The organism is Sulfitobacter sp. R18_1, assembly GCF_017743915.1.
Lineage (GTDB): Bacteria > Pseudomonadota > Alphaproteobacteria > Rhodobacterales > Rhodobacteraceae > Sulfitobacter > Sulfitobacter faviae.
In genome coordinates this window covers 1-20,287 of the sequence record NZ_JAGHRG010000016.1, presented here as the reverse complement: position 1 = coordinate 20,287, position 20,287 = coordinate 1, and the positions used below count along the sequence as shown (strand labels likewise).

General features: G+C 61.3%; 21 protein-coding genes. 3 read left to right on the top strand and 18 right to left on the bottom strand.

Annotated elements, in window-relative coordinates:
* Window positions 1-5 precede the first annotated feature (5 nt).
* The 10 genes from J7392_RS22670 to J7392_RS22625 all read right to left on the bottom strand — a co-directional run bounded on the left by J7392_RS22670 (window position 6) and on the right by J7392_RS22625 (window position 10,263).
* Window positions 6-665: an aspartate/glutamate racemase family protein gene (locus J7392_RS22670; protein WP_209219532.1), complete on the bottom strand. Its 660-nt coding sequence runs from the start codon at window positions 663-665 to the stop codon at window positions 6-8.
* The gene (locus J7392_RS22665; RefSeq protein WP_209219531.1) at window positions 662-2,119 is read right to left on the bottom strand and encodes an amidohydrolase family protein; all 1,458 of its coding nucleotides are present in this window, start codon (window positions 2,117-2,119) and stop codon (window positions 662-664) included. The genes J7392_RS22670 and J7392_RS22665 overlap by 4 nt, the downstream gene beginning before the upstream one ends.
* On the bottom strand, window positions 2,109-3,551 hold the full coding sequence (locus J7392_RS22660; RefSeq protein WP_209219530.1) for an ABC transporter substrate-binding protein: 1,443 nt from the start codon (window positions 3,549-3,551) through the stop codon (window positions 2,109-2,111). The genes J7392_RS22665 and J7392_RS22660 overlap by 11 nt, the downstream gene beginning before the upstream one ends.
* The gene (locus J7392_RS22655) at window positions 3,548-4,582 is read right to left on the bottom strand and encodes a dipeptide ABC transporter ATP-binding protein (RefSeq protein WP_209219529.1); all 1,035 of its coding nucleotides are present in this window, start codon (window positions 4,580-4,582) and stop codon (window positions 3,548-3,550) included. Before J7392_RS22655 ends, J7392_RS22660 begins: the two co-directional genes overlap by 4 nt.
* Window positions 4,579-5,574, bottom strand: a complete 996-nt coding sequence (locus J7392_RS22650; protein WP_209219528.1) for an ABC transporter ATP-binding protein — start codon at window positions 5,572-5,574, stop codon at window positions 4,579-4,581. Before J7392_RS22650 ends, J7392_RS22655 begins: the two co-directional genes overlap by 4 nt.
* Window positions 5,574-6,446: an ABC transporter permease gene (locus J7392_RS22645; protein ID WP_209219527.1), complete on the bottom strand. Its 873-nt coding sequence runs from the start codon at window positions 6,444-6,446 to the stop codon at window positions 5,574-5,576. The genes J7392_RS22650 and J7392_RS22645 overlap by 1 nt, the downstream gene beginning before the upstream one ends.
* A 10-nt stretch (window positions 6,447-6,456) precedes the next feature.
* Entirely contained in the window at window positions 6,457-7,422 is a 966-nt protein-coding gene (locus J7392_RS22640) for an ABC transporter permease (RefSeq protein ID WP_209219526.1), read from the bottom strand.
* A 73-nt stretch (window positions 7,423-7,495) separates the two neighbouring features.
* Window positions 7,496-9,055 carry an ABC transporter substrate-binding protein gene (locus J7392_RS22635; protein WP_209219525.1) on the bottom strand — a complete coding sequence of 520 codons (1,560 nt, stop codon included), beginning with the start codon at window positions 9,053-9,055 and terminating at the stop codon, window positions 7,496-7,498.
* A gap of 75 nt (window positions 9,056-9,130) precedes the next feature.
* The gene (locus J7392_RS22630) at window positions 9,131-9,523 is read right to left on the bottom strand and encodes a VOC family protein (RefSeq protein ID WP_209219524.1); all 393 of its coding nucleotides are present in this window, start codon (window positions 9,521-9,523) and stop codon (window positions 9,131-9,133) included.
* 92 nt (window positions 9,524-9,615) lie between these two features.
* Window positions 9,616-10,263, bottom strand: a complete 648-nt coding sequence (locus J7392_RS22625; RefSeq protein ID WP_209219523.1) for a GntR family transcriptional regulator — start codon at window positions 10,261-10,263, stop codon at window positions 9,616-9,618.
* Window positions 10,264-10,388: 125 nt separating this feature from the next.
* Here J7392_RS22625 and hydA point away from each other — a divergent pair, with 125 nt between their 5' ends.
* The gene (gene hydA, locus J7392_RS22620; RefSeq protein ID WP_209219522.1) at window positions 10,389-11,780 is read left to right on the top strand and encodes a dihydropyrimidinase; all 1,392 of its coding nucleotides are present in this window, start codon (window positions 10,389-10,391) and stop codon (window positions 11,778-11,780) included.
* A 42-nt stretch (window positions 11,781-11,822) separates the two neighbouring features.
* Here the strand turns inward: hydA and J7392_RS22615 are convergent, their stop codons facing one another.
* From J7392_RS22615 to J7392_RS22605, 3 genes are read right to left on the bottom strand one after another with little or no spacing between them, the layout of a single operon-like run.
* Window positions 11,823-12,935, bottom strand: coding sequence for a C4-dicarboxylate TRAP transporter substrate-binding protein (locus tag J7392_RS22615; RefSeq protein WP_209219521.1), 1,113 nt, complete (start codon window positions 12,933-12,935; stop codon window positions 11,823-11,825).
* A 28-nt stretch (window positions 12,936-12,963) separates the two neighbouring features.
* Window positions 12,964-14,274, bottom strand: a complete 1,311-nt coding sequence (locus tag J7392_RS22610; RefSeq protein ID WP_209219520.1) for a TRAP transporter large permease — start codon at window positions 14,272-14,274, stop codon at window positions 12,964-12,966.
* Window positions 14,271-14,783 (bottom strand): TRAP transporter small permease subunit, encoded by a 513-nt coding sequence (locus tag J7392_RS22605; RefSeq protein WP_209219519.1) that lies wholly within the window; start codon window positions 14,781-14,783, stop codon window positions 14,271-14,273. The genes J7392_RS22610 and J7392_RS22605 overlap by 4 nt, the downstream gene beginning before the upstream one ends.
* A 131-nt stretch (window positions 14,784-14,914) precedes the next feature.
* On the opposite strand from J7392_RS22605, the gene J7392_RS22600 reads away from it, so the two are divergent.
* The gene (locus tag J7392_RS22600; RefSeq protein WP_209219518.1) at window positions 14,915-15,811 is read left to right on the top strand and encodes a LysR family transcriptional regulator; all 897 of its coding nucleotides are present in this window, start codon (window positions 14,915-14,917) and stop codon (window positions 15,809-15,811) included.
* Window positions 15,812-15,882: 71 nt separating this feature from the next.
* The gene (locus J7392_RS22595; protein ID WP_209219517.1) at window positions 15,883-16,641 is read left to right on the top strand and encodes an alpha/beta fold hydrolase; all 759 of its coding nucleotides are present in this window, start codon (window positions 15,883-15,885) and stop codon (window positions 16,639-16,641) included.
* A gap of 47 nt (window positions 16,642-16,688) precedes the next feature.
* On the opposite strand, the gene J7392_RS22590 is transcribed toward J7392_RS22595, so the two are convergent.
* The 5 genes from J7392_RS22590 to J7392_RS22570 form a co-directional block, all read right to left on the bottom strand.
* On the bottom strand, window positions 16,689-16,985 hold the full coding sequence (locus tag J7392_RS22590; protein ID WP_209219516.1) for a CcdB family protein: 297 nt from the start codon (window positions 16,983-16,985) through the stop codon (window positions 16,689-16,691).
* Window positions 16,985-17,227: a type II toxin-antitoxin system CcdA family antitoxin gene (locus J7392_RS22585; protein WP_209219515.1), complete on the bottom strand. Its 243-nt coding sequence runs from the start codon at window positions 17,225-17,227 to the stop codon at window positions 16,985-16,987. The genes J7392_RS22590 and J7392_RS22585 overlap by 1 nt, the downstream gene beginning before the upstream one ends.
* Window positions 17,228-18,368: 1,141 nt before the next feature.
* The gene (locus tag J7392_RS22580; protein ID WP_209219514.1) at window positions 18,369-18,881 is read right to left on the bottom strand and encodes a hypothetical protein; all 513 of its coding nucleotides are present in this window, start codon (window positions 18,879-18,881) and stop codon (window positions 18,369-18,371) included.
* On the bottom strand, window positions 18,874-19,404 hold the full coding sequence (locus J7392_RS22575; RefSeq protein WP_209219513.1) for a hypothetical protein: 531 nt from the start codon (window positions 19,402-19,404) through the stop codon (window positions 18,874-18,876). The genes J7392_RS22580 and J7392_RS22575 overlap by 8 nt, the downstream gene beginning before the upstream one ends.
* A gap of 312 nt (window positions 19,405-19,716) precedes the next feature.
* Window positions 19,717-19,965, bottom strand: a complete 249-nt coding sequence (locus J7392_RS22570; protein WP_209219512.1) for a helix-turn-helix domain-containing protein — start codon at window positions 19,963-19,965, stop codon at window positions 19,717-19,719.
* Window positions 19,966-20,287: the final 322 nt, after the last annotated feature.

Below are 20,287 nucleotides of genomic sequence, written 5' to 3'. Positions count from 1 at the left end.
CTCTCCTATCTTGTCTGTTGCAGGGCGACCCGGCCGATCGCCATGGCGGTGGCCGCCTGACAGGGCTCGATGACGGGCACGCCGAGGGTTGTTTCAAGCTCACCGCGAAAGGCGGTCATCCCGGCGCAGCCGAGGATCAACACATCCGCCCCCGTGCCATCGCGCAGCGAGGTGCCGACGGTCTTCAGCCGCTCGAAGGTGCGAGTTTCGTCGGCCAGTTCCAGCACGCCAAGCTCCAGCGGTTCGTCCCCGGCGAGCCGGTCCATCACCCCCATGGCGCCGAGGTAGCGCATGTGCCGCGGGATCGAGCGGCGCAGGATTGAGATGATGCCGAAACGCTGGCCCAGCGTCATCGCCGTCAGCACCGCCGCCTCCGCTATGCCCAAGACGGGCCGCGCCGATTGTTCGCGCAGGGCGGCCAGCCCGGGGTCCGAGAAACAGGCGACGACGAAGGCGCTGGCCTGATCTTCAAGCGCCGCGCAATGCGACAGCATCGCACCGACGACACCGTCGACATGGGCCTGCGTCTCGATCCCCGGGGGGCCTTCGGCCAGCGTCCGCGCCACGATCGGCACCGGGGAGGCCGCGCGCATCGGGTCGGCCGCGCGGTCGATGCCGTCGGTCACATGCTGGCTGCTGTTGGGATTGACGATGTAGATGGTCATGGCTGGCCTTCCGTGCCGTGGGGGGCGCTGCCCCAAAAATTAGCGGGCAAATCGAGGTCCGGCGCGCCGCCCAAGCGGTCGATCATCAACTCGGCCTGCATAGCCGCTTCTCGCAGGGCCGCGCCCTCGTCGAGCCGTGTCGCACGGGCGTCGCGCAGCACCATCTCGCCGCCCACCATCACGTTGCTCACGTCGTTGCCGTTGGCAAAGCAGACCAGCCGGTGCACCGCCATGTTGCCCGGCTGCAGATGCGGGCGGGCGAGGTCCATGGTTACGATGTCGGCCTGTTTGCCGACCTCCAAAGATCCGATGCGGTCTTCCATCCCGAGCGCGCGCGCCCCGTCGATAGTGCACATCGCCAGCGCCTTGCCGATCGGCAGCACGTCGGCGTCACGGAAATGGCGGCGGTGGTAGTGCATCGCCTGTTGCATATGCCGGAACATGTCGCCCGAGCGGTCCGGCGCGGTGGCGTCCGACCCGAGGCCGACGCAAACGCCCATGTCCATCATCTCGACCGCCGGGCAACGGCCCGAGATCGAGGCATTGGCCGAGGGGTTATGCGCGATCTTGGTACTTGTTTCGGCCACGGCGATCATCTCGTCGTCGTGCAGGTCGATACAATGCGACAGCAGCGCGTTCGGCCCCAGAGTCCCGAGTTCCTTGGCCCGTCGGATCGAGCCTCGCCAGTGGCCGTCTTGGGTGAAGACCAGCCCCTTGTCGCGGGCATGGGCCTGCACGGCTTGGGTCTGCGCGCAGGCGGCGGCGTAATCTTGCGCAGCCATGTCGCGTTCGTGCTCGTCGCGCAGGACGGGGTAGAGCATGGCGATGTTGATCCGACCCGCGTGTGTGTCGTGCCAGTCTTCTGCAACGGCTTTCGCGGTGTCGAACTGCTGCTCGAAGCTCACCGGATAGGGCCGCCGTTCGCCGGTCTCCCAATCAGCATAGGTCAGCGGATGTGGCGCGCGGGTGGGACCGACGGCCACGACGCTGCGGGTGCCGACCTCCAGCACGCCCTCGCAATGCGCCGCGGCATAGGCCGGATCGTCGCTACGCATGATCGTGTCTCCGCCGCCCAAGAGCGACACGCCGGTGGTCACGCCGAAGCGCAGCCGCTCGAGGGCGGCAATCCGCGCTTCCGCGCGCCAGAAATCGGGGGGGGAGATCTGTGTATAGACCTCGCCGCAGATCGCCTCCCAACGATCTCCCCCGTGCATGCCCATGGTCTTGATCAGACCATGGCCGGCGTGGGCATGCACATCCACGAGCCCCGGAAAGACGACATGGCCGGTGCAGTCGATGACCTCGGCGGCTTCGAGCTGTTCGGTCAGCTCCGAAGCACTGCCGATGGCCACGATTTTGCCGTCTTGGACCGCCACGGCGCCCGCCTCGATCACCCGGCGGGCGGGGTCCATGGTGATGACGGTGCCGCCGGTCAGAAGCGTGTCAGCCTGCATGGGCCACCTCCGGCAGATGCGGCAAGGCGGACACGTCGATCACCCCGTCGGCGGGCATATTGAAGTCGGGATGCTCCCCCGCGATGCCGATCACCCGCAGCGGGTTGTAGAGCGTGAGCCACGCAGGGTCCTCCTGCAGCAGCGCGTAGGCTTCCTGCCAGACCCGCGCTCGCGCATCGCGGTCGGGCATCACGCGGCCGCGGTCGATCAGCGCCTCGATCTTGGGGTTGGCATAGCCCTGCCACCACGAGCCTGCCACGCGGCTGTCGATCTTCTCGTAAAGCACGCGGTAGGTGCTCATCGGGCTTGAATCGAAGACGCAAAGGTCGCAGATTTCCTTGCGGCGTACCATGTGGGCGTAGTCTTCGCGTTCGGGGTGGATATGCACGTTTAGCGTGATCCCCACCTCCTTGAGCTGCTCGCCAAGCGCGGCGGTCAGCCGCTCGGCCTCGTCCGGCAGGCGCGTCGGGCAATCGACGTCGAGCGTCAGACCGTCGCCGTGCCCCGCCCCCGCCAGCAGGGCGCGGGCGGTGTCGCGGTCCATCTGCGCGCCCTGCCCCGTGCCGGCCCCGAAATGGTTCGGACTGACAAAGCCGCGCAGCGGGCGGGCCGCACCCTGCATCACGGTCTTGACGATGGCCTCGCGGTCGACCGCAAGGCTCAGCGCTCGGCGGACACGGGCATCCGCCAGCGGGCCGCGCGCGGCATTCAGCAGATAGATGATCGCGACGGGTGAAAGGAACTCGTGCCGCATCGCACCGAGGCTGCGCGAGGCCGCGAAATTGAGGCCATTGGCGACCTGGACCTTACCCTCCGCCAGCATCGCCTGACGCTTGGCGGTGTCGGGTTCCAGCAGCCATGTCACGGTCTCATTCGCCGGGTTGCCGGAGAAATGCCCCGCCACCCGCGCGGCACTGATCCGCTCTGGCGTGATCTCTGTAATCCGGTAAGGCCCGCTCCCAATCTGAACACTGTAATCCCCCGCATCGAGCGCCGCGAAAGCCGAAGGTGCGACGATGAAGCCCTGCTCCAACACGTCGAGCAAATCCGCCATCGGCGCGGTCAGGGTAACGCGCATCCGCGTCGGTGCCAGAACCTCTAGCTTGGCTCCGCCCAGAAACTGCCGCCAGACTGCAGGCGCGCCCAGGGTATAGCCCTTGTCCTCCCGCGCCATGCGATTGAGCGAGGCGGCCACCGCCTTCGCGTCGCAGGGGGTGCCGTCGTGGAAAGTCACGTCTGGCTGAAGCGTGAAGGTCCAGACGCGCGCGTCCTCCGACACCTCCCAATTCTGGGCCAGTGCAGGGACGAACCCCTGGCCGTCGCGTTTCACCAGCCTGTCGTAGATGGCGTGAAACACCGTCAACTCGTCACTGGCGTCGGTGCAGTCATGCGGGTCGTGAAGGCCCAGCCGAGTCTGTGCGATCAGGGTCATGCGACATCCCTTTCCGGCTCATCGATCAGGTGGCAGGCGACGCTCTGCCCGTCGCCCACGTCGCGCAAGGCGGGGCGTTCCGCGGCGCAGCGGTCCCAGGCGAAGGGGCAGCGGGTGCGGAAACAGCAGCCCGAGGGTAATGAAAGCGCCGAAGGCACCTCGCCCGAAAGCTCGATCTCCTCTTTATCCCGCTTTTCCTTGATGCTGGGTGCGGCCGAGAGAAGGGCGCGTGTGTAGGGATGACGCGGGCGCGAAAATAGCACGTCGCGCGGGGCATTCTCGACCATGAAACCGAGGTACATCACGCCGATCTTGTCGGCGATGTGATGCACGACCGAGAGATCGTGGCTGATGAAAAGATAGGCGAGACCGAACTCGTCGCGCAGGTCCTTCATCAGGTTCAGAATCTGCGCCTGGATTGAGACGTCGAGCGCCGAGACCGGCTCGTCCGCGACGATCAGCCCCGGCGTGACCGACAGCGCCCGTGCGATGCCGATGCGCTGACGCTGGCCGCCGGAGAACTGGTGCGGATAGCGCCCGGCGTGTTCGGCATTGAGCCCGACCTTCGCCAGCAGCGCCTCGATCTTTTCGGGCACCTCGCGCCGTTCGGCGGCGGTCTTGGTCTGCTGCAGCAGCGGCTCCGCCACGATGTCGCGCACCTTCTGACGCGGATTGAGCGAGGCGTAGGGGTCCTGAAAAATCATCTGCATCTTGGCGCGGACGGGCAACATCTGCGCAAAGTCATGCTCGGCCACATCCTCGCCGTCGATGCGCAATTCGCCGCCCGTGGGTTTGTAGATGCGCGCGATGGTCTTGGCGACGGTGGACTTGCCACAGCCGCTTTCGCCCACCAGCGCCATGATTTCACCGCGTTCGATGCTGAAGTTCACCCCGTTGACCGCGCGGACCACAGGCTTGTCGATCCGAGGGCCCTTCTTGCCAAAACGCAGTCGGTCGAGGACGGAACCGCCCAAGGAAAAATGCATCTCAAGGTCGCGCACATTGAGCATTGGTGCAGGGGCATCGGTCATGCGGTGTCTCCGGGGCTGAGAGGAAAGTGACAGGCCGCCGATAACGAGCCGCGCTGTGGCATCAGATCGGGTTCGATCTCCGCACAAAGGGCCTGCGCGCGCGGGCAGCGGTCGCGGAAGTTGCAGCCCTGGGGCAGGTTGCGAATATCCGGTACGGTGCCGGGGATCTGTTTGAGCCGTTCGTGCCGGTTGCCGAGGTCGGGGATGCTGTCGATCAGCCCGCGGGTATAGGGATGCGCCGGCGCCTCAATCAACTCGCGGGTGCGGCCACGCTCCACCACGTTGCCGCAATAGAGCACGGTGATGTGGTCGGCCATCTCGGAAACCACGGCGAGGTCGTGGGTGACGAGGATCATCGAGGCGCCCTTTTCGGCGATCTGGCGGCGCATCAGTTTCAGGATCTGGCTCTGGATTGTCACGTCGAGCGCCGTCGTCGGCTCATCCGCGATGATTAACCGCGGCCGCGCCAGAAGCGCGATGGCGATCACCACGCGCTGGCGCATCCCGCCCGAGAACTGGTGGGGATAGGCCTTGAGGCGCTCGGCCGCGCGGCTGATGCCGACGCTTTCCAACATCTCGACACAGGCCGTATGACGCGCCTCGGCGTCCAAATCGCTGTGCAGGCTCAGGACCTCGTCCATCTGCCGGCCCACCGTATGCAACGGGTTGAGCGAGGTCATCGGGTCTTGGAACACCATCGAGATGTCGCGCCCCCGGATCTCGCGCAGCCGCGCCTCCCCGGCCTTCACGAGGTCTTCGCCGTCGAGCAGGATCTCCCCGCCCTCGATCTTGCCGGGGCTGTCGATCAGCCCGAGGATCGAGAAGCCGACGACCGACTTGCCGCCGCCGCTTTCGCCCACGAGGCCCATGACCTCGCCCGCCGCGATGTCGAAGCTGACGCCGTTCACGGCTTTCACCGTACCCGCGAAAGTGTGGAAATGGGTTCTGAGGTCGCGGACCTCGAGCAGTTTCTGCTGTACCGTATCGCGCATCATTTCAGCCTCGGGTTCAGTTCGTCGCGCAGGAAATCGCCAAAGAGGTTGATGCCGAAGACCAGCATCATGATTGCCACGCCGGGAAAGACGCTGGTCCACCAGAGCCCGGAGAACAGCACGTCGAAACCGTTCTTGATCAAGAGCCCCAGCGACGGCTGGGTGATCGGCACGCCGACCCCGAGGAACGACAACGACGCCTCGATCAGCACGAAGGTGCCCACTTGGATCGTCGCGATGACGATGAGTGGCGTCAGCACGTTGGGCAGCACATGTTTGCGGATGATCTTGTGGTTCGGCAGGCCGGCGACCTTGGCCGCCTGCACGTATTCCTTCTCGATCTCCGACAGGGTCGAGCCGCGCACGGTCCGGGCATAGACCACCCAGCCCACCGCCGTCAGCGCGATCAGCACCTTGTCGATGCCTGTGCCCACGGCGGACATCAGAAACAGCGCGATCAGGATCGAGGGGAAGGAAAGCTGGATGTCGGCGATGCGCATGATGACGCTGTCGACAATGCCGCCGTAGAACCCGGCGATCAGGCCCAGAAGCGTGCCGATGAAACAGGAGGCCGCCATCGCCACCAGCCCGATGAAGAGCGAGATCCGCGCGCCATAGACGATCGAGGCCCAGACGTCACGCCCCTGCCCGTCGGTGCCGAGCCAGAACTGCGGGTCACCCCCTTCCAGCCAGAACGGCGGCTTGTAGCTGTCCATCAGGTTCAGCGCCGCGATGTCATAAGGGTCTTGCGCCACGAGGAAGGGGCCAAGCAGCACCGCGAGGGCAAAGAATGCCATCAGCGCGCTGCCGATCATCGCCGAGGAACTGCGACGGTAGTTGTAGAAGAATTCGGATTGGAAGAATGCCGTCATGTCACCGCCCTCATTTCAACGTGATGCGCGGGTCGATCAGCGTGTAGACGATGTCGACGAGGAAATTGATCACCACGAAGATCAGCGCCACCAGCATCAGGTAGACGACGATCACCGGGCGGTCGGCGCGGTAGATGCTGTCAATCAAGAGCTTGCCCATGCCGGGCCAGGAAAAGATCGTCTCGGTAATCGTGGCAAAGGCGATGAGATCGCCCAGTTGCAGACCGAAGATGGTGATGACCGGAATAAGCGCGTTTTTCAGCCCGTGTTTATAGAGCACGTCGCGGCGCGTGGCGCCCTTGGCGCGGGCGAATTTCATGAAATCTTGCCGCCCGACCTCCATCATGCCCGCGCGGGTCATGCGCAGCAGGATCGCCATGGTGGCGAGCGAAAGGGTCACCGCCGGGAGAATGATGTGATGCCAGCCGTCGGCGGTCAGCAAGCTGATGCGTAGCCCGAAGATCTCGGCCGTGTCGCCCCGGCCCGAGGAGGGAAAAATCCCCCAATGCACGGCGAAGAGGAAGATCAGCACCATGCCGACCCAGAAGCCCGGCAGCGAGATGCCCAGAAGGGAGCCCGCCATGATCGTGCGGCTGATGCGAGAGTTCGGGTTGGCCCCGGCGTAGACGCCAAGCGGAATGGCTACCGCGAGCGCCAGCGCCATGGCGACCAGCACCATCTCGACGGTGGCGGGGAGACGCTCCAAAATCAGCGTCATCGCGGGCTGGCGGAAGACGTAGGAATTGCCGAAATCGCCCTGCACGAGGCTCGTGATGAAGCGCCCGTATTGCACCAGCAGCGACTGGTCGAGCCCGAGGATGCGGCGCGCCTGCGCGATCTCGGCATCGGTGGCGTCGATCGGCACGACCATGAACACCGGATCGCCGGTGAAACTCATCATCAAGAAGACGATCACGGAGACGATCCAGAGGACAAGCGTCATCTGGATCAGACGTTTGAGCAGATATCCGAACATCAGCGGCTACAGTCTTTCGGCAAGGAGGAGAAAGACCCCGGCAGCGCAGGCCGCCGGGGTCGGAGGCTGCGGCTTACTCGGCCACGTCCATGTCATAGGCCCAGATGAACTTGTCCACGCGCGGCTCAAGCATCACGCCGTCACGCTTGGCGTAGATGTCCTGCTCGTAATGCACGGGGATCATCGGGATGTCGTTCAACAAGAGCTTGGAAGCTTCCTGCAGGTACTGGTCGCGCTCCTCGATGCTGGGAGTGGCGTCGGCCTTGTCGACCAGCGCGTCGAGCTCCGGGTTGGAGTAGGAGCCGCGGTTGACCTGCCCGTAGCCTTCCTTCTTGTCGCGGGTGTAGAACAGCGCGCCATACATGGAGCCCGCATCCCCCGCCGGCACGTCCCAGCCCGACATGATGAAGCTGGAGTTCTCTGTGGGCACGCGGATGTAGCCCCAGAAGTTCGACTTCGGCATGATGTTCAGCTGCAGGTCGATGTTGATCTTGGCCAGCATCGACGCCAGCGCCTGCGCGATCTGCGCGTCGTTGACGTAGCGGTTGTTGGTGGCATCCAGCGTCATGGTGAAGCCGTCGGCATAGCCTGCCTCGGCCATCAGCTCTTTCGCCTTCTCGATGTCCACCGGGTACATCTCTCGGAAGCTCATGCCGTCGGCATAGCCGATGTGGCTTTCCGGCACGAATTGGTCACTCGGGGTGGCCAAACCGTTCATGACGATCTTATTGATCGCATCGGTGTCGATGGCCCGCGCGATGGCTTCGCGCACTCGCTGGTCGGTCATCGGGTTGTCGCCTTCGATGGTCGGGGATTTCTCCCGGGTATCCATGGCCAGCACGACGTTCAGAAGGCTCGGGCGGGTGACGACCTCAAAACCCTCTTCGCGTTTTACCCGGTCCACGTCACGCACCGCGAGGTCCTGGATCACATCCACCTCCCCGGTCAGCAGCGCCGCGGTGCGTGTCGCGGGATTGGTGATCGGGCGGAAGGTGACAGTGTCGATCTTGGGCTCGCCGGCCCAGTAGTCGTCATTGGCCGAAAGGGTTAGCTTCTCTTCCTTGATCCAGCTTTCCAGCTTGTAGGGGCCGGTGCCCATAGGCTCGAGGTCCATCTTCTCGTCGCCAGTGGCTTGGGTGTATTCGCTGTCGAGGATCAGCAGTTCAGCCAGATCATTGGGCAGCACCGCGTAGGGCTTGGGCGTCTTGATCTCGACGGTGTAATCGTCGACCGCGGTGATCGAGGCGATGTTGGCCACGAGGTCCGGGCGGATCGACTCGCGCGCCTTCTCGACGGTGAAGACCACGTCCTCGGCGGTGAAGTCGTTGCCGTTGTGGAAGGTCACGCCCTCGCGCAGCTTGAAGCGCCATGTGGTGTCATCGACATTCTCCCAGCTTTCGGCGAGGCCCGGCCCGAAGGACAGATCGGCGCTGCGCTTCACCAGCGGATCGTAGAGGTGGTAATACATGATGTTGGACGACAACTCCTCGCCCGCCAGCGGGTAGAGGTGGCTGGGGTCCGCGGTGAGGCCGATGGTGACAGATTTCTCGGCCAATGCCGCGCCCGCCGTCGTGGCCATCAAGGCCAGACCGAGGGCACTGGCACGCAGCGCGGTTTCACTGAGATATTTCATGGGTAGCTTCTCCACTGTTGGATGGGTGACGGGGCCACTTGGCGGGCCCTCATTCATTATGGTGACGGATCGGCGTCAGTTGCCCGGGCGGGCAGTCTGCACCTCGATCTGATAGCCCTCGGGATCGTTCATGGCGAAGGCGCGGATGCCCAGCTCATCACTGTCGAACATCTTGGTCAGCCCGGCGACCTTGTTGGCCTCAGCCCAAGCATACCAAGCGTCGACATCTGGCACGCGCAGGCAAAGCTGAACGGTCTTCTTCTCCTGCCATTTCTGCATGCCGCGGGTTTCATCCACGAGGCCGACATGGGCTTGGCCGTCGATCCGGTAGATCTTGGACCACCCCTGATCAATGGCGAGCGTCAGGCCCAGCACGTCCTCGTAGAAGCGCATCGCTGTCGGCAAATCGCGGTAATACTGAAAGGTGATCGCGAGAACGATACCGCCCTCGGGTCGTTGCGCTTGCATGGAATCCCCACTGCGTTCCCAATTGGTATTCCTACGGTATACAACCGGAATGCTGAGTCAACCACCTTTGCGTCGGCGCTGCCCCACGGGGATTAGAATGGATGATAAATGTGCGAAATGATCGATTCTCGAACATTGCTGAGATGCAGCTTCATCGCAGCGCTGGCGGCGTCGGGCTCCTTGGCGATGACCGCGTCGATCAAAGCGATATGCTCCTCGCACCCCGGCACTAGACGATCAGGGATCGAACCTTGATCGTACATGCCGGTTTTGACCTTAAGGCTTTCGATCAGCTCGAGCAGAAGATTTGAGCCTGCCATCTCGGCAAGGATGAAATGCAGCCGCATATCCAGAGCCGAATGCTCTGCCGCTGTAGGGCGCGGGCCATCTATAAACCCTTGCATTTTATTGCGAATATCGCTTAGCTCCGCGGTTTTCTTGCCCGAAGATGCAGCTTTGCGTGCCGCCTCACATTCCAGCAAGCTACGGACATGGAGGATCTCCATGATCTCGTTCAAGGACACGCTTGAGACTACCGGCGCGCTACCCGCACTGCGCTTGGCAAGGCCTTCGCTGACCAGCTGACCGATTGCCTCTCGCACCGGTGTGCGCGATACGCCCAAATGGTCGGCGAACTTCTTTTCGCTTAGTCGCGTGCCCGGCTCAAGCGTGCCGTCCATGATCATCGCCTTCAGCCGCTTGAAGGTGGCATCCCCGAGCGTTTCGATTTTATCGGTCATGTTACCTCCTCTCGGGGCCAAGAGCCCGCCTCCGCCGCGATATATCTTTTATCGGTATACCATATGGTATACGCATGGTATGATTATTTTTACCATCCCAGATACTGCATATCGTCGAGGTTGCCATGCAAAGCAAACAGATTGACACCGTCATTCGTGGCGGGACCGTTGTAACGCCCATAGGCGCTGCGGTTCAGGACATCGCCATCGCGGAGGGTAAAATTAGTGAGTTGAGCAATACCATCACATCCTCTGCCCCGACAGAAATCGACGCGCGCGGCCTGTTGGTATTGCCCGGTGGTGTAGATACCCATTGCCATATCGAACAGATGTCCGGCGCAGGGTTGATGAATGCCGATACGTTCCGCACCGCCACACGCTCTGCCGCGATGGGCGGGACCACGACCACCGTTTCATTCGCCGCGCAGCACGCGGGCCAGAAGATGCGGAAGGTCGTGGGGAACTATGCCGCGCTTGCCAAGAAGGGCGCGGTGATCGATCACGCATTTCACATGATCGTCGCCGACACGGGCAATGGCAATCTGGCCGAAGACATCCCGGCGCTGATCGCCGAAGGACACCGTTCGATCAAGATATTCACCACCTACGCCAAGGTTCGTCAGGACGACAAATCCATTCTCGATATCCTTGCGCTGGCGCGGGATGCGGGCGCGCTCGTCTGCTTTCACGCCGAGAATGACGGGCTGATCGGTCATATGACCGAAAAGCTGCTGGCCGAGGGCAAGACCGCCCCGAAATACCACGCCGCCTCCCACCCACGCGAGGCAGAGATCGAGGCGATCGACCGGATGTGCCGTTTCGCCGAATTCACCGGGGCGCGGGTGATGATCTTTCACGTCTCGACCCGCGAAGGAGCTGAGATCATCAGGCAGGCCCGCGCGCGTGGGGTGATGGTGCAGGCGGAGACCTGTCCGCATTACCTTTTCATGACCGAGGATATTCTGGACAGCGAGAATCCGGCCCGCTTTATGTGCTCCCCTCCGCAGCGCAGCACTGAGGATCAGGCCGCTCTTTGGGAGGCAATGGCCGATGGCACGATTGAGCTGATCACCTCAGACCACGCGCCCTACCGGATGGACGCAAGCGGCAAGTTCGCCCATGGGGAAAACGCGCCATTCAATCAAATCGCCAATGGGATGCCGGGGCTGGAGACGCGCTTGCCGCTGATGTTCAGCGCGATGGTGAGCGAGGGACGCATGGATGTCGAAGCATTCGCGAAGGTGACGGCCACCTCGCCCGCGCGGGCCTTTGGTCTGGATAGCAAAGGCGCGATTGCCGAAGGTTTCGATGCTGATCTGGCGATTTGGGATCCTGAAGCTATTTACACCTACGGCGCCGATGATCTGCATGACAACACCGGGTACAATCCCTTCGAAGGCACAACCGTCAAAGGTATGCCGCGCCATGTGCTCTCTCGGGGTGAGCTATTGGTCAGGGACCGGGCGCTGGTCACCGAAGCGCCGCGCGGTCGCTGGTTGCCAATGCGGGCGGGCTAAGGGGCGCAATTGCGGCGCCCCTACCCTTCTGCGCTCTAAAGCTTAGTTCATGCCGTAGTTTGCACGGTCCAGCTTGTCATAGATCTCGCTTTTTGCCAGAGCCGCGAGCGCGTCGGTATCGGTGTGATCCACATCGGCCAGCAGTTCGGCCCAGCGGTCCACAATGCGCTTATAGTCTTCCAGCAAAGCCTCGGGGTTCTCGATCCCGCGGCTTTTGGCGTTTTCGATCAGCACGGCTTCGTCCGCTTTGACGAATTCCGCCAGCGCGTCTTTAAGGGCCTGATCGGGCTCGAAGACTTCCATGCCGCCTTTTTTTGCAGCAGAGACCGCTTTGTCGACGTCCTGGTCGAATTCAACCCGGTGCTGCGCGAGGTAATAGGCCATCTGGTCAAACAGAACGTCGCGCGACTCTTGCGACAGCCCCTGCCAGAACGTCGGGTTATAGCCCCACTCGAAACCGGCGTAGTAGTTGCCGACGGCCAGCATGTTCAGATGGGTCACCACATCGGAAAGCGAAAAGGAATCGAGCGCATCGGCTGCCGCCACGGCACAGTCGAGCGAGCCTGTGTCGAGGCCGGTGTACATCTCGCTTGAGGGGATCGACACGGGCACGGCGCCCACATGTTCGGCAAAACGCGACCAGGCGCCCCCGGCCATGCGTAGGCGTTTACCTTGAATGTCCTCATAGGTGGCGACAGGCGTGTTGCACATCATATAGTATTCAGAGGTCGAGTAGCCGCCACCGAAGACCACGCCATTCTCTTTCCACTCGGCCAAGGCGGCTTCGTTGGTGAGGCCAAACTCGGTCGAGGCGAAGGCCATGACCATCGGATCAGTATTGTAAAAGGCGAAGTTGCCGATCAGGTTCGCGACCGGCAGTTCGGACGGTGTATAAGTGCCCGCGTGATATGTCACCTGTGCCACGCCATCGCGCACGCCTTGCAGTGAAGCCGCAGGTGGCAGCAGGGAGCCGCCTGCGAAGACGGTGAAATTCACCTCCCCATTGGTTTCTTCGGCCACACGTTCGGCAAATTCCACGTACGGACCGCGCACCATCGAATGGCGTTCCGCAAAGAAGTGGTTCGCGTTCTGGGCTGCGGCCGCAGTGCCGAGGCCACAGACCGCGAGGGCCAGTATGGATGTGTTGAGTTTCATGTTGTTGTCTCCTCCGGTTAAAAAAGCGTTACTGCGCCATGAGCGAGGGCAGGAACAGGCTGATCGCGGGAAAGGCGATCAGGATAAAAAGCGTCACGATGTCCATGGCGATGAACCATGTCGTGCCCGAGATGATATCGCGCAGCTTTACCTCGCCCGAGAGCGCGCTGTGCAGGACATAGAGGTTCAGGCCGACCGGCGGTGTCACAAGCCCGATCTCCAAAAGCTTGATGCAGATGATGCCGAACCAAATGAGGTTGATGTCTGCGGCCTCGAGCACCGGTAGCAGGATCGGTAGCGTCAGCAGAATCAGACCGATAGAGTCGATGACCATGCCCAAGATGACGAAGAGCGCAGCAATCATCAGGATGATCACGATCTGATTGTCCGACACCGACAGCATCATATCCGTCAGAGCGCGCGGCACGCCCGACAGCCCCATGAAGCGGGTGAACATCACTGCGCCGATGGAGAGGAAAAAGATCGAAGAGGTCGCGAGCGTCGTCTGGCGGATCGCCTCGGCCAGGGCTTTGCGGGTCAGCGAGCGGCGCAGCAATGCAACTGTCGCGGCGAGGAACGCACCCACGGCACCTGCTTCAGTCGGGGTGAAGAAACCGCCGAAGATGCCGCCCAAGACTCCGAGCACCAGCACAGGAAATGGCCAAACGGACCATAGCAGGCCCAGCACTTGCGCCCGGTCAATCCGCTCAACCACGGGCGGGGCAAGCTGCGGTGTGACTGTAGCGCGAACGGTGATCATCGCCATATATACGAAGGCAGAGAGCACACCGGGAATGACGCCCGCGATGAAGAGCTGGCCGATCGATTGCTCAGTGAAAATGCCGTAGAGCACCATAAGGATTGACGGCGGGATGAGGGAGCCAAGCGTGCCCGAAGCCGCGACGACACCGGTGGCCAGCGAAGGGTGATATCTCGCCTTCAGCATCTCCGGCACGGCGATCTTCGACATGGCGGCGGTGGTCGCGATGGAAGAGCCGGAAGCGGCCGCGAAAAGCCCGCAAGCGCCGACACTGGCCGAAGCCAGACCGCCAGGCACCCGCGCCAGCAACACACGTAAAAGGTCAAACGCACCCGCGGTGAGTCCGGTATTGGCGGCGATGAACCCCATGAAGAGGAACATCGGGATTGCCGTCAGCGACCAGTCTCCAATCAAGTTGAAGGGCATGGCGCTGACGATGCCAAACGCGGCTTGTAGATTGAACATCACGGTGATGCCGACGAAGGACACCGCCATAAGAGCCGTCCCGATGGACATCCGAAAGGCCAGCAGCCCGAACAGCGTGCCCACACCGATCCAGCCGATAACGAGATTACTCATGACATGCCCCCATCGAGGTCGGACTGGGTGACAGGCTGCCCGCGCAGCACCAGCAGACCCCGCAGCAACGCGGCGAGACTGGCAAGGCCGAAGCCAAGCGGCAGAACCATACGCGAAGGCCAGACTATGACCTCACGCCCGCCCATCACAACTTCGCCCACACGCAGGGCGCGCATGGCGTCCAGCCCGGTGCGCCATGTCATCACAGCCAAGATGGCGGCAGCGGCGAGGCAGCTAAAGAGCAACGCAAGTTTCTGAAGCCATGCGGGGAAGTGATTGAACAACAGATCGACCGAGATTTGCTGGTCCTGCATCTCGACAAAGGCCATCGGCAGCATGACCAGCGCGACCATATAGTAGTAGGACGACATCTCGACCGTGCCTTGGATCGGCGCGTTCCACACCAGTTTAGCGACGACATCCGCCACGATGTTCAGCATCATCGCGATGACGCCAAAGCCGCCGATAAACATCAGCCAAGAGCATAATCTGTTGAACAGCGTCAGCATCGGGCCTCCTCCCCATACCAAGACGGGAACCGGGCCCGTAATTCCGATTCAACCTCACCGCTGAAGGGTCAGTTGACAAATAGCGATGGTTGATCGAGTGATAACGAAACGCGATCAACACGGAAGCATTAATGAACGACGGCAGGAAACCCACAAGGCTCGACCTCCGACATCTGCGATACGCTTTGGCCGTGGCCGATGCCCAGGGCTTCCGCGCCGCAGCCGAGATGCTCAATATCGCGCAGCCGGCCATTTCGAAAGCCGTGAAAGACACGGAGGTGGATTTGGGGTTTCGGATATTCGATCGCAGCGGGCCGCGCGTGATCCCCACGCCAGAGGGCGTCGTTTTCCTCGACGATGCACGCCAGACGGTCGCGCAGTTCGAGCGGACAATCCGCGCTTCACGCCAGAATGCGGCCGGGGCCCGTGGGCATATCATCGTGGGCTATTCCGCCCTCGCCACCTCACGGCAAATCTCGGAAGCGCTGGATGCCTTCCACCGCAGCGTCCCCGGCGTGCAGGTCGAGATGCATGTCATGTCCACGGATAACATGCTGAAAAACCTAAAATCCGGTGCCATCGACCTTGGCTTTCTGCTCTCTCATCCCACCGTTGGTGCCCCGGGGATCGACCAGATGCCCGTCTGGAGTTCGCGCATCGGTGTGGTCGTCCCCGCAGGCGAAGCCCCCGCGCAGGTGGATGAGCTGGCTGAGATACCCTTCGTCATGGGACTGCGGGAAAATTGGCGCTCATGGCGCGCGCTGCTCGACAGCGCATGCGATCGCGCGGGTCTTACCCCCGTGGTGGTGGATGAGGCTTGGGACGTGCAGGTGATCTTACAGCGCGTGGCCGAACGCCGCGGCGTCACGCTTTTCCCCATGAGCATGGCCGACAGCCTGCCCGCAGCCCTGGAACTGGTGCCGATAGCAGGGCTGGATGCAGAGGCGACGATCTCGATGGCATGGAGCATCAAGGCAGATACAGGGCTGTTGCGTCAGTTCCGCAACCACTTCCCGCCGCTTGATTGATCGCGTTCGGTTATCGCACGATACCGCAAGTCTATTTGCGTAGCGCGGCGATAGCGCGATCTTATGCGCCTATGAAACAGACCCCGATCGCCCCCTTCGACCTGCCCGAGGCGCAGCCTTTTCTTCTCGAAGGCAGCGACACCGGATTTCTCTTTTTCCACGGCTTCACCAGCACGCCGCAGAGCGTGCGAGAGGTCGCGGAAAAAGTACATAAGATCAGCGGCGCGACGGTATACTGCCCGCGTCTTGCGGGACATGGCGAAACCCCTGCCGCCTTGGCAAAAACCGGTCAAGCGGATTGGGTCGCCTCTGCTGAAGACGCTCTTGCCAAACTTTCGGCACGCTGTGGCCGGGTTATCGTCGGCGGGCTATCCTTGGGCGCGACACTATCGCTTAACCTCGCCGCCAGAATGCCCGATAAGATACAGGGCGTGGTCAGCATCAACGGTTCAACAGGCCTCTACCGCCCCGAGGTTGTGGTGCCGCTTTACGACGCAGACGGGCCAGCGTTCATCGACGGCATCGGCTCCGACATCGCCGAACCGGGGATGACCGAAATCTGCTATGATCGGATTCCACGCGATACGCTAAAGGAACGCTTCCTGCTGACGAATGCGACCGGCGCCTTGCTGCCGCTGATACGGCAGCCGATCCAGATTATGCAGTCGCGAAGCGACAATGTCGTCGACCCACAAAACGCGCTACGTATCGCGACCTCAGTGGGGTCAAGTGAGATACGGCTGGCTTGGCTAGAGCGGTCTTACCATGTGGCAACGCTGGATTATGATCGAGGCGAGATTGCGCGGCGGATTGCTGGGTTCTTGGCATAACCGGATCCGATAGCGCGCGGAGGAGAAGGCTGGTCAAATTGGCCCGCTCAGAACCCCGAAAAGACCATGTCGAGGGCTCCGCGGATTTCATAGTCTGATGCGGAAAGGTCGGCGATGGGAGGACCTTTCAGCAACGCAGAGGGGATCGCCGCCATCTCTGCAGTATGCAGGACATATGCATCGCCGTTAATCTCGAACACTGGCTCGAGGCGTCCTATGACCCCCGGCCCGCCTGCAATTGGGATCAAAGGTGCGACGACGCGGGAGCCGGTGTCGATGAGATCCGTTTGGAGGTCGAGGACAAACCGCCCGCCAGATACTTGGTAGACGTGGAACTGCGCCATCAGCCGAGCCGCAGCACCTGCAAGTCTGCCAATGGCATCCGATGGGCGTCAATCCAAGCGCGGCGCTCTGAGATTGCCGCCGCGTTATCTGACGCCCAAGCTGCGGCCCGTGCTGCACGCACCGCTTCTCCGACAGCAGCATCGCTGATCGCGGAGACGTTCAGGCCCAACTCCCGGGCGGCCGTGAGGTTCTCTGCCGTCAGGGTGATATTGGTGCGCTGTTTTTCGGCTGTGGTCTGCATGCCATCCTCCTATATCACATAGTAAATACACATGAATGGTGTGTAATGCAATGGATCACAGATTGCTTCCCTAGTCGCGCGAATGCCCTGGCGGGTTGCAGGAGGCGCGTTTTTCACCCCATCTCCGAGCCTCGTTAGGCGGATCGACCCGCGCGCCGCTGGTGTTGCGCGTTATCGGAGCTTTGGTGGGGCAACTGCTTTGCCAACTGATCGAGCTGCGACCGGGCACACTGAAGCCAAGTAGGTTTTGTCACATCAAAGATCAGGGATGCCGACTAAACTGTCGCGACACAACCCAATGGCGAGCCCAATGCCGTTTCGGGAAATAGGTTCCCTAGGTGGGCATGAGCCACATATGGGACAAAAGCTTCTTACGACGCAGGCCTGGCAATCTTGATGAGTTCTGCCGTTCCTGCGATTGTAATGTCGCTCTCGCGGAACCAGCGGCAACGAGCTTCCAAGTCATCCTATTGAGTTCGCGCACCTGCGTCGCGGCCTGCAATCGAGGCTCACAGTTCAGCGCACTCACGGAGAGCTTCCTCATCGTCCGATCAATTAATAGGTTCCGGCGCCGCAGCCCGGCAAACTGCTGCAGGTACCAGACCTGTATGTAAGTTGTCCGCATTGCACACCGACAGTCCACCAGCGCCCTGCCCTACAGGCCCTTTTCGAGCATGGCGGGTTCTCTCCAACACCACCTAAAGGAGTAGAATAGTTCGTTTCGGGAAACAGCATTTAACGAGGACTACGCGAATTATTGAACCACAAGTGCGCCAGCTGAAAGCTATATATCCCTCAAGACAAGGCGATCCCTCGAAAACCGTAGATTTCGAGCGGCCCGCGCGCTAACGGCTGGAACACGGTCGCCGCCTGGCCCAGGCAAACACTCGGGATGGGAAACGATCGAGATATGACCCCGCCCCCTCGCCCAGATGGGACGGAACGTCAGCTTACAGCAAAGGATGCGGTTCCAGTTGATGCCGACAAACGGTGTGTGGCAAAGAGCATTTCGGGGCGAAGACCGGCTTCGCCCCGAAAATGAATGATCCAAAATGTCAAATAGCGTGCCGCGAAAAGCGTTGACCGCTTTGTGACGGCAAATCCGTTACTTCCTTATGCCCGCCTCAAAGCGCGATCCGCGCTACTTGCCGGGTAGAGAAGGATCGTCTTTGACAAGCGCCTTGATATAGGCAGCTTGCGCTTTCTTTCTGCTGGTCTCAGCCTCGCGGCGATAGCGCTTCAGGAGATCAGCCTTTTTCCAGTAGGCTTTCCAGAATGCTGCCTCCTGCGCAGCTGCGACTGCCGTAGCGACATCCACAGTTTGCGATAAGACGATTTCCCGCATTGCTGGGACGTCAAGCACCACTTGCCGAAAGTCGTCAATCGTAACAGCATCCGCTCTCGCACCGCCAAAAAGGTGCTCGCGCTCGGCTGCGCTGGCGCGCTCAACTCGCGCCTCAGCTTCCGCCAACGCCCATGCTAAGCGCGTCACTTCATGAGTCACGTAGCTTGCCGCACATTGTTCGGGGTTGTTTAGGATTTCCCGGTAAATTTTGAGCGTTTGCTCGCTCGGCACGGGAGCAGTTAGCCCGTGCCGTCTGGCATTTTGCGATGGGTCAGAGCGCGCACCGCCGGTTTCATCGCGCTTATCCATTTTGCCGCATCCTTGGGGCAATGACACGAAGAGCGTCGAAATCATCCAGAAGGTCGCGGCGACGCTTTTCCAAGCTTTCGATGCGCTTTTCATGATGGCTCAATCCCTCCGCGAGTGTTTGATAGGCACGCGCGTAAAGCTCATCGAGCGTTGTGCCCGCGGCCTGCAACTTTTCCTCCGCTTTCACCTGACGCGTCGGGTCCTCCCCCACCAGATCTCGCGCGAGTTTCAAATGTCTTTGTTCAACATCTGGCCGAATCACAAAACGGCCAGATGAGAAATAGCCTGCCGCGAAATCGCGAACAGCTACCATAAGACGCGTATCGCGCAGCCTTCGATGCTGCTCCAACTCCATCTCCAGAATAGCGATTTCACTGGCACGGCGGCGCTCCAGCGCGCTGCGGGCTTGGAGGGTGTCATGAACCTCACCAACAATCTTTTGATGGTTTTCTCGACTTCCTCCGAGAGCGACAGGGAGGCGTTTGTGTTGCACAGCAACGGGATCTTTGGGCTTTTTTGTCATTTCTGGGTTCCTTGCGGCGGGATAAATTTTCTCAGACGTTGCCTTTGCCGGTAGCGGCAAAGAGCCAAATCGAGCCGCAAGGAGGCGCACGCGCAGGTGCTATGCCGCCAAAAATTGATGTGGGAAAACCGGAATTGCGCATTGGTGCGTCCCTGCAAACAGCAGAGGGATTGGCATCATGCACATCACCCCTACTGAGCGGAAATCGAACCTAGCACATCATGCGCACGGTATATGTCTCACACACTACATATGGAGACTGCAGCGCGCAAGCTCTGAAACGCGTGCCATGATGCCGTATTCAAGGCGGCTTCAGGAAACAGTTGTGTAAAACCGCAGGCCGGGCGCGTCGTCAGGGGCGCCGATAAACTCGATCCCGGCAGCCTCAAAACAGGTACGGAGTATCTCGAGGTTATTTTTGCGCGATTTGGGCACGGTAGCTTCGGCCATTTCATAGCGCACAATCGTCGCAGTACCGATACCTGTGGCATCGGAGAGGTCCTGAACTGACCAATTCAGCGCGGCGCGCGCTGTCCGTATTTGCTGACCCGTGATTGACATAGCGCTACTTATGATATATTTTTTATCATAACTGCACTATTCTTACCGGAGATCTGGCATGTTGGATTGGAGCAAAGCATTAGAAACTCTCGATGGGGCATATTCCGATGCAACGATGCGCGCATATCATTGTGATGTGCAAGCCTATGTCACTTGGTGTGCGCAAGAGCGGCTTGATCCCTTTCCTGCAAGTGTGATCATGCCCCATAGCGTGGTGTAACTCGCGGCTGGCCGGGCGCTTTCGACGGCCGAGCTGATCAGTCCGTCTGAGTTGCAGGCAGGCTGATGATGGGATCATCGCAGACCGGTGCCAAGGTTTCCA

Bases quoted from the DNA above. Each gene is read 5' to 3' on its own strand.
- J7392_RS22615 (WP_209219521.1), bottom strand. From the start codon at position 12,935: ATGAAACTCAACACATCCATACTGGCCCTCGCGGTCTGTGGCCTCGGC.
- J7392_RS22650 (WP_209219528.1), bottom strand. From the start codon at position 5,574: ATGCGCGATACGGTACAGCAGAAACTGCTCGAGGTCCGCGACCTCAGA.
- J7392_RS22610 (WP_209219520.1), bottom strand. From the start codon at position 14,274: ATGAGTAATCTCGTTATCGGCTGGATCGGTGTGGGCACGCTGTTCGGG.
- J7392_RS22570 (WP_209219512.1), bottom strand. From the start codon at position 19,965: ATGTCAATCACGGGTCAGCAAATACGGACAGCGCGCGCCGCGCTGAAT.
- J7392_RS22665 (WP_209219531.1), bottom strand. From the start codon at position 2,119: ATGCAGGCTGACACGCTTCTGACCGGCGGCACCGTCATCACCATGGAC.
- hydA (WP_209219522.1), top strand. From the start codon at position 10,389: ATGCAAAGCAAACAGATTGACACCGTCATTCGTGGCGGGACCGTTGTA.
- J7392_RS22590 (WP_209219516.1), bottom strand. From the start codon at position 16,985: ATGGCGCAGTTCCACGTCTACCAAGTATCTGGCGGGCGGTTTGTCCTC.
- J7392_RS22635 (WP_209219525.1), bottom strand. From the start codon at position 9,055: ATGAAATATCTCAGTGAAACCGCGCTGCGTGCCAGTGCCCTCGGTCTG.
- J7392_RS22645 (WP_209219527.1), bottom strand. From the start codon at position 6,446: ATGACGGCATTCTTCCAATCCGAATTCTTCTACAACTACCGTCGCAGT.
- J7392_RS22630 (WP_209219524.1), bottom strand. From the start codon at position 9,523: ATGCAAGCGCAACGACCCGAGGGCGGTATCGTTCTCGCGATCACCTTT.
- J7392_RS22605 (WP_209219519.1), bottom strand. From the start codon at position 14,783: ATGCTGACGCTGTTCAACAGATTATGCTCTTGGCTGATGTTTATCGGC.
- J7392_RS22655 (WP_209219529.1), bottom strand. From the start codon at position 4,582: ATGACCGATGCCCCTGCACCAATGCTCAATGTGCGCGACCTTGAGATG.
- J7392_RS22585 (WP_209219515.1), bottom strand. From the start codon at position 17,227: ATGCAGACCACAGCCGAAAAACAGCGCACCAATATCACCCTGACGGCA.
- J7392_RS22600 (WP_209219518.1), top strand. From the start codon at position 14,915: ATGAACGACGGCAGGAAACCCACAAGGCTCGACCTCCGACATCTGCGA.
- J7392_RS22595 (WP_209219517.1), top strand. From the start codon at position 15,883: ATGAAACAGACCCCGATCGCCCCCTTCGACCTGCCCGAGGCGCAGCCT.
- J7392_RS22625 (WP_209219523.1), bottom strand. From the start codon at position 10,263: ATGACCGATAAAATCGAAACGCTCGGGGATGCCACCTTCAAGCGGCTG.
- J7392_RS22660 (WP_209219530.1), bottom strand. From the start codon at position 3,551: ATGACCCTGATCGCACAGACTCGGCTGGGCCTTCACGACCCGCATGAC.
- J7392_RS22640 (WP_209219526.1), bottom strand. From the start codon at position 7,422: ATGTTCGGATATCTGCTCAAACGTCTGATCCAGATGACGCTTGTCCTC.
- J7392_RS22670 (WP_209219532.1), bottom strand. From the start codon at position 665: ATGACCATCTACATCGTCAATCCCAACAGCAGCCAGCATGTGACCGAC.
- J7392_RS22575 (WP_209219513.1), bottom strand. From the start codon at position 19,404: ATGACAAAAAAGCCCAAAGATCCCGTTGCTGTGCAACACAAACGCCTC.
- J7392_RS22580 (WP_209219514.1), bottom strand. From the start codon at position 18,881: ATGGATAAGCGCGATGAAACCGGCGGTGCGCGCTCTGACCCATCGCAA.